The sequence below is a fragment of the Patescibacteria group bacterium genome, assembly GCA_040753135.1.
Taxonomy (GTDB): Bacteria; Patescibacteriota; Minisyncoccia; order UBA6257; family Brennerbacteraceae; genus JBFMGR01.
The window spans coordinates 1-6,641 of the sequence record JBFMGR010000014.1 but is presented as its reverse complement, the minus strand read 5'-3'; the positions used below and the strand labels follow the sequence as shown (position 1 = coordinate 6,641).

9 protein-coding genes are annotated in these 6,641 nt (G+C 38.4%); 4 read left to right on the top strand and 5 right to left on the bottom strand.

The window, feature by feature from the left end:
* Window positions 1-77 precede the first annotated feature (77 nt).
* The 4 genes from AB1721_03290 to AB1721_03275 all read right to left on the bottom strand — a co-directional run bounded on the left by AB1721_03290 (window position 78) and on the right by AB1721_03275 (window position 2,838).
* Window positions 78-689 carry a hypothetical protein gene (locus tag AB1721_03290; GenBank protein ID MEW5805717.1) on the bottom strand — a complete coding sequence of 204 codons (612 nt, stop codon included), beginning with the start codon at window positions 687-689 and terminating at the stop codon, window positions 78-80.
* Between the two features lie 222 nt (window positions 690-911).
* Window positions 912-1,871 carry a methionyl-tRNA formyltransferase gene (gene fmt / locus AB1721_03285; GenBank protein MEW5805716.1) on the bottom strand — a complete coding sequence of 320 codons (960 nt, stop codon included), beginning with the start codon at window positions 1,869-1,871 and terminating at the stop codon, window positions 912-914.
* A gap of 15 nt (window positions 1,872-1,886) precedes the next feature.
* The gene (def, locus tag AB1721_03280) at window positions 1,887-2,363 is read right to left on the bottom strand and encodes a peptide deformylase (protein ID MEW5805715.1); all 477 of its coding nucleotides are present in this window, start codon (window positions 2,361-2,363) and stop codon (window positions 1,887-1,889) included.
* A gap of 76 nt (window positions 2,364-2,439) precedes the next feature.
* Window positions 2,440-2,838, bottom strand: coding sequence for a hypothetical protein (locus AB1721_03275; GenBank protein MEW5805714.1), 399 nt, complete (start codon window positions 2,836-2,838; stop codon window positions 2,440-2,442).
* Window positions 2,839-2,927: 89 nt separating this feature from the next.
* Here AB1721_03275 and thpR point away from each other — a divergent pair, with 89 nt between their 5' ends.
* The 3 genes from thpR to rplI all read left to right on the top strand — a co-directional run bounded on the left by thpR (window position 2,928) and on the right by rplI (window position 5,589).
* Complete coding sequence (gene thpR / locus AB1721_03270; GenBank protein MEW5805713.1) at window positions 2,928-3,479, top strand: RNA 2',3'-cyclic phosphodiesterase; 552 nt, start codon at window positions 2,928-2,930, stop codon at window positions 3,477-3,479.
* A 218-nt stretch (window positions 3,480-3,697) separates the two neighbouring features.
* Window positions 3,698-4,975 carry a S41 family peptidase gene (locus tag AB1721_03265; GenBank protein MEW5805712.1) on the top strand — a complete coding sequence of 426 codons (1,278 nt, stop codon included), beginning with the start codon at window positions 3,698-3,700 and terminating at the stop codon, window positions 4,973-4,975.
* A gap of 161 nt (window positions 4,976-5,136) precedes the next feature.
* Window positions 5,137-5,589, top strand: a complete 453-nt coding sequence (gene rplI / locus AB1721_03260) for a 50S ribosomal protein L9 (GenBank protein ID MEW5805711.1) — start codon at window positions 5,137-5,139, stop codon at window positions 5,587-5,589.
* A 198-nt stretch (window positions 5,590-5,787) separates the two neighbouring features.
* On the opposite strand, the gene rpmA is transcribed toward rplI, so the two are convergent.
* Complete coding sequence (gene rpmA, locus AB1721_03255) at window positions 5,788-6,060, bottom strand: 50S ribosomal protein L27 (GenBank protein MEW5805710.1); 273 nt, start codon at window positions 6,058-6,060, stop codon at window positions 5,788-5,790.
* A 110-nt stretch (window positions 6,061-6,170) separates the two neighbouring features.
* Between rpmA and AB1721_03250 the strand changes: the two genes are divergently transcribed.
* Window positions 6,171-6,368: a hypothetical protein gene (locus AB1721_03250; GenBank protein MEW5805709.1), complete on the top strand. Its 198-nt coding sequence runs from the start codon at window positions 6,171-6,173 to the stop codon at window positions 6,366-6,368.
* The last annotated feature ends 273 nt before the right edge of the window (window positions 6,369-6,641 follow it).

The window sequence follows — 6,641 nt, the reverse complement described above, 5'->3', positions numbered from 1 at the left end:
GTGTTAAAGACAGGCCAGTTGTCTCGGGCAAAGAAATTAAGAATTTTCCCGAACAGATAGATTTCATTCGGTCAAATTTAATACAAATTCCATTCATCCAATTTTTCAGAGAAGCCGATAATGACCTCCAAAGGATCGGGGATGCGCTCTGGGGCCAGCATGTAGGCTGTTAATCTGACGTGTCCTTCTAAAACAACAACAGGCGAGTTTTCATCTCGCGAGAGGAAAATCAAACGAGGGAACGAACGTCCTCTTTTTATAGCTTCGGCAGCCTTGAAAAAACGGTCATTGCTTTGCTTAAAGATAATCTTGCCAGCCAGAATATTTTTAGCTGCATCAGTTGCGAGGCGAGTCTCATCAGAAAGCTTGGTCCAGTAATTGTAGTTAATGTATTTTACTTTTTTCAGTTCACTGGATCTGAAAGTTGCTTTATGCCAGGTAATGTTTTTATCCGGAAAATTCTCAAAAAGACCTTTATTTCGTCCATATCCCCTATATTCGCCGAGCAACTTTTTTCTTTGAGCGTTTTCTTTTTTATCTGCAAGGTTGGGTTCCGAGATCAACTTAGTGTCGGCCTTAGAAGCGGAGAGCGCCTTTTTTAGTTCGCTGCCAAAGCGTTCCGAGTTATATTCTCCTTTGAGGAACTCGGCTATCATCTCGGCTTCGTTTGATTTTCCAATCAGTTTCATAAAGTTTAGCCAAATAATTGATTATTAAAATAAGAAAAGCGAAAAGGCAATTTCACTTAACTCGTTTCTATACGAAGTGTTTTCGTGATTTAAAAGAAAGGTGTGTTTTATAGGGATCCGATTAATCTTTATTATTTTAATTTTTTCTCGCGGTCTTGGCAATCTTGTTGTCTAATACCTAATAACCAGAGATTTGGAAATTGAAAATTGGAAATTGGAAATTTATCTTAGGTATTTTCCGTATCCATTCAAAAACTCTTTTCCGGTCATAATTCTTTTTCCTTCTGGCTGGACATGTTCCAGCAACAACGCCCCCTCTTTGCAAACTAATATTAAATCCTTGTTAAATTGGGCCAATCCGGTTTTGGGAATTGTTTTAGAAATTAGAAATTGGGAATTAGAAATTATCTTTGCCTTGATTATCTTTACTATTAGCCATTTGCCATTAGCCATTTGCCAGCTTAACCATGTTCCCGGCTCTTCGCTTAAAGCTCGAATCTGGTTATAAACCTGCTTAATTGGCTTATTAGGCTCAATTTTGCCGTCTTGCCAGGTAAACAGCTTAGTATAACTGGCTTGGCTGTGTTTTTGCGGTTTTGGGCTAATTTTGTCTTCTAGCCATAAGGGAACTGCCTTTTTAAGCGCTTCAGCGCCTTGTAGAGCAAGGTTTTTAGACGGGTCGGTAAAATACTCGTCTGAAGAAATAAAAGCCTGTTCTTGGGCTAAAATAGGGCCATGATCCATTTCTTCATCTAAAAGTATAATACTAACACCGGTTTTTTTATCGCCGTTTAAAATAGCAGTTTGGATAGGCGAAGGGCCGCGGTATTTTGGTAATAATGAAGGGTGAAGGTTTAAAACGCCTTTAGGGAATAAGTCTAAGACTGATTTGGGAATAATTTTGCCATAAGCAGCAACAATGCCGAATTCCGGCTTGAGTTCAGCAATTGTTTTTATTAGTTCAGGATTATTTTTAAGCGATTCCGGCTGAAGAGTTGTTAGTTGTAAATTGTCAGCTGTTAGCTTAAGCGGCGGGGGAGTGGGAATTTTCTTTCTATCCGCTGGTTTGTCCGGAAGAGTGATAACCAAACTTGGAATCAAGTTGGCTTGACAAAGCTTTTCTAAAACAATGACAGAAAACTCGTTGGAACCGAAAAAAACAAAATTGCTAAATTGTTTCATTGTTAAGTTAAATTGTTAATCAATAGATTTTTCGGCGTTAGGCGATTTATCAACAAACAAAATTCCGTTTAAATGGTCAATCTCGTGCTGGAAGATTTTTGCTAACAAACCTGAAGCTTTAATTTTTATTTTTTTGCCCATCTCGTCTAAACCCTCAATGGTGATTTTCTTAGGCCGTTCAACTTCGCCGTAGATTTTGGGCAAACTCAAACAACCCTCTTCCATTTTATCGGTTTGTTTTGAAAGACTGACAATTTTTGGGTTAATTATCGCATAGAGCTTGCCTTGGTAGCCCTCATCTTGGTAATAAGTTTGGGCGACAAAGATTTGGAGATTAACTCCAACTTGGGGCGCGGCCAGGCCAATGCCGCGGCTTTCTTTCATTGTTTTTTTCATCTGCCGAACTAATTGCCTGATTTCCGGTGTGATTTTTTCCACTGGTTTGGCTGGGGTTCTTAAGATTTTTTTATTCTTACCGGTTATTAAATTCATGTTTTCGTTTTTCGGTTTCGCTGCCCGTATAGTTTAATGTTTAACGTTTTACGATACTGGCCGCGACAACGTACAACTAATTTCGTTTGTTTCTTTCTTCTTTTGCGACTTGATGGTACAACCGGGAGCGGGTTCTGGAGATTCGTTGGTATTTTGGCGTTAATTTCTTTTTTAATTTTCTCTTGAGTTTATTATATTTTTCTAAGACTTCTTGGTTTATTTTAACTGATTTTTCTTTAAGTTCCGGCCGACGTTTTTGCTCTTCTGCTAAAATGCCGAGAAAGTATCTGAAGTTGTTAGTAATTTCTTTTTTCTGCAAAGCAATCTCCAGAGCCCGGGAAATTTTTTCTTTGCCGTGGACTTTGTATAACTTCATATACAACCCAAAATTCTTTGGGTTAGCGTCATTGAGCTGTTTTTTAACTGCCTCTAAAAAATCTAAAATTTCCTGGTTTTTTCTTGGTTTTTGAGGCATAACGATGCTGATTTACTAATTTTATGTTAATCTACAGATTGCGAATAGGATAGACGTGACGACAGCGCGTAATTATAAAGAATTATAGCATGATAAAACAAAGAATTTTTATTGCTTTGCCTTTGCCGGAAACATTTAAACAAGAGCTGGAAATGGTTTTGGAAAAGGAGGTTCAGGCCTTAAATCTGCGCTGGGTTCCGAGGCAAAACTGGCACTTAACTTTATTGGCGCCGCAGTATTGGAATGAGGCGGAAACAAATTTAGCTATTGAAACATTAAGAAATAATCGGAAATCTAAAGCTTTTAGTCTTGAATCTGAAAAAATTATTTTGGCGCCGCCGAACAAAGAGAAACGAATGGTTTGGCTAGTTTTTAAAAATTCGGTTGAGTTTTTTAATCTCCAGAAAAATATTGTCAATGCTTTGCTTGGCAAGGAGTTTAATCTGGAGATAAATCTGCGCCAGGAAAAGATTCTTCACCTGACCTTAGCCCGATTTGATTTAAGAAAAACCGGTAAGTTCAAGTTTGAAGAAAAAATATTTAACCAAAGTTTTTTAGCAGACAAGTTTGAACTTTGGCAAAGCGTTTTAAAACCAGAAGGGGCAGAATACCAAAGTTTGGCAAGTTTTGAGCTTTTATGATATAGTAAGATGCGATACTAATATACAAATACATCCGAATGATACGAATTTATCTTTTGATATTAGTATTGCGTTGACTTGTCCCGTAGTGAATTTTGACCTGTTTTTAAATCGCGTCACGGTGAAAATAAACGGGATAAGGAGACTAAATTGGTTCAAGAAATTTAATTAAGGGCTAATCGCTGAGACAAGCGATTTGTCAAGATTCTACTATCAGGATGCAGTTGAAGATTCCTTTTACTAAAGACAAATATTTAGGCAAAAAATTTTTCTTTGGCCTTGGTTTGGTTTTGGGCGCGGTTTTGTTTTTTGCTTTAGGCGCTGGTTTTGTTCTGTATCGGTTTAATTATCTGCCTTCAGCTGAAAATTCTGGGCAAGTTGATATTAAACAGGTTTTAGTTAAAGGGATTGTCAATCCCGAGGCGCCAAAAGATTTAGAAACAGCGGATTTCTCTATTTTCTGGGACGCTTGGGCAGCGGTTCAAGAGCATTATTTGAATCGAGGAAAACTTGATTATCAGAAAATGGTTTATGGCGCGGTTAAAGGAATGCTTAACTCTTTAGATGATCCTTATACGGTTTTCTTTGAACCAAAAGAAAAGCAGGAGTTTGAGGAAGAGATTTCCGGGAAGTTTGAAGGCGTGGGAATGGAGATCGGCATCAGACAAGATGTTTTAACAGTGATTGCGCCGTTAGAAGGCACGCCAGCCCAAAAGGCCGGAATTAAACCGGGCGATAAGATTGTTGAAATAGACGGGGCCTCAACTCAAGGAATTGGCTTAGATCAAGCGGTGGCAAAGATCCGCGGCCCCAAAGGAACAAAAGTGGTTTTGACGATTATCCGTGATGGCATTGAAACCAGCCAAAAAATTGAAGTGGTCAGGGACACAATCAACATTCCTTCGGTTAAGCTTGAAAAGATTGGCGATGATATTGCCCATCTGAAAGTTTATAATTTTTACGGTCCGGTTTCTTTTGAGTTTAAAAAAGCGATTTTAGAGATTCTTCTGACTGGTCGGGATAAAATTATTCTTGATTTAAGAAACAACCCAGGCGGTTATTTTGATTATGCGGTTCAGTTAGCTTCTTGGTTTTTAGAACCGGGTTCAGTGGTAGTTAAGCAAGATGACGGCAATGGCGCTTATGTCTGTTCTATCTGCCGAGCTTCGGGTTTGGCTTTGTTAAAAGACAAAAAGGTCGTGATTTTGGTTAATGGCGGCAGCGCTTCGGCTTCGGAGATTTTAGCCGGCGCTTTGCGGGATAACAAAGGAATTAAGCTGATTGGCGAACAGACTTTTGGCAAGGGCTCGGTTCAAGAACTTTATCCTTTAAGCAGAGATTCATCAATAAAAATCACTACTGCTAAATGGCTGACCCCAAATGAACACGATATTTCCAAAGTCGGCTTAGAGCCGGATATTGTTGTTGAGGCTCCTGACGAGTTTGGCAAAGACCCGCAACTGGATAAAGCGATAGAGATAATTAGGCAGGAGTAATCGTTAATAACGCGAATTAACAAAAACTCTAAATCCAAAATTCTAAAGTCTAAACAATTTCAAAATTCCAATATTTCAATTCTAAACAGTTTTGGATTTTTAATTTTGGTCATTTGAATTTATTTAGGATTTAGTGCTTAGGATTTAGGATTTGTGAAGTTATGAAAGTTATTCTATTACAAGACATCAAGAGCTTGGGCAGAAAAGGCGAGTTAAAAGAAGTTAAGACCGGTTATGCCCGGAATTTTTTGATTCCTAAAAAATTAGCTGAAATTGCCAACCCCGAAGCTTTAGCCCGCTGGCAAAAAGAACAAAGGCAGAAACAAGAACAGGAAGAGAAAGATTTGGAAAAATTCAAGCAGTGGCAGGGGGAAATTAATCAGTTGGTTTTTGAAGCTGAACTCGAGCAAGCAAAAGACGGCAGTGTCTTTGCTGGCGTTAGCAAACAAATGATTAATCGTTACTTGGTAGGACAGGGGATTGGCGAGTTGGCCAAAGACGCAATTGAATTAGAGCATAGTTTGAAAGACGAGGGAGAATACAAAATCAAGATTAATCTTGGCAAGGGCTTAGCCGCAGAATTAAAAATTAGCATCAAGCATAAAAAAACATAGAGTATTGGGTATAAAGATATTTTTGCAAAACAAACTATTCTCAAATTCTTAAGAATTTGAGAATAGTTAAAATCTACAAATTAACGGTTCGGGAACACGGGAAATATTGATTGTTAAAAACTATAAACTAAAAAATCTGCCAGAGGCAGATTTTTTAGTTGCTTAATACTTTATCTTTATACTGATCACCTAATACTTTTACACGATTTGGACAGTGACTTTCTTCTTTCTGGCGCCGGTAAAGCTTTTCATATTTCTCTTCAAAAACTTAACCACGCCTTCTTTTAAGGCGTATAAAGTGTCATCAGTGCCTTTTTTGACGCCTTTACCGGGTAAAATCTTTGTGCCTCTTTGGCGAACAATAACTTCGCCGGGCTTGATTGTTTGTCCGTCAAAGACTTTAACCCCGAGATATTTTGGCTGTGAATCTCGGCCTAATTTTGTTGAGCCAGCGGCTTTTGTATGGGCCATAACCTAATAAAAATTCCTAATTTTTAATTTCCAATTTCCAACAATTTCTAATTACCAATTTAATTTTTAAATTTGTGATATAATTCTTTTATTCAATAATACCAAAAAATATGGTTAAAATCAAGGAAATTCAAGATAAGTTGAAAGATTTTTGGGCTGACCACTATGAGGATATTGTTTCCGGAATAATCGTGTTTTTGCTTGTGGCTTTAGCTTTTGGCGCCGGCGTGTTTTTAGGCTCAAGATTTTATCAAGATTCAGAGATAAATATTAACTGTCCGTCGCAGTTCTGGGAAAGCGGGGAGTGAAATTTTCAATATAATTCGACAATAGAGGAGTATTTTTCAACAGAATATCGTTTTAAACCAGTTGATTTTTTAGTGCGTATGAATTAACAAGCGCCTGGCCGAGACAGGCGCTTTTGGTTCCGCCGAAGCTTTAGCCTAGGCGGATTGGTTTGGTTAAGCAGCCAGATCTTTGGCAAACTCCTGCCAGGGCGGCAAAAAGTCTTCTCTGAACACTGCCAGCAGAATTTCGTCGGTCCAGCCGTAGTTGTAACGGCGCTGTTGCTTTAGCGTGCC

Excerpts from the sequence above, each read along its gene's own strand:
- thpR (MEW5805713.1), top strand. The coding sequence starts at position 2,928 with ATGATAAAACAAAGAATTTTTATTGCTTTGCCTTTGCCGGAAACATTT.
- rplI (MEW5805711.1), top strand. The coding sequence starts at position 5,137 with ATGAAAGTTATTCTATTACAAGACATCAAGAGCTTGGGCAGAAAAGGC.
- AB1721_03275 (MEW5805714.1), bottom strand. The coding sequence starts at position 2,838 with ATGCCTCAAAAACCAAGAAAAAACCAGGAAATTTTAGATTTTTTAGAG.
- rpmA (MEW5805710.1), bottom strand. The coding sequence starts at position 6,060 with ATGGCCCATACAAAAGCCGCTGGCTCAACAAAATTAGGCCGAGATTCA.
- AB1721_03290 (MEW5805717.1), bottom strand. The coding sequence starts at position 689 with ATGAAACTGATTGGAAAATCAAACGAAGCCGAGATGATAGCCGAGTTC.
- AB1721_03265 (MEW5805712.1), top strand. The coding sequence starts at position 3,698 with ATGCAGTTGAAGATTCCTTTTACTAAAGACAAATATTTAGGCAAAAAA.
- AB1721_03250 (MEW5805709.1), top strand. The coding sequence starts at position 6,171 with ATGGTTAAAATCAAGGAAATTCAAGATAAGTTGAAAGATTTTTGGGCT.
- def (MEW5805715.1), bottom strand. The coding sequence starts at position 2,363 with ATGAATTTAATAACCGGTAAGAATAAAAAAATCTTAAGAACCCCAGCC.
- fmt (MEW5805716.1), bottom strand. The coding sequence starts at position 1,871 with ATGAAACAATTTAGCAATTTTGTTTTTTTCGGTTCCAACGAGTTTTCT.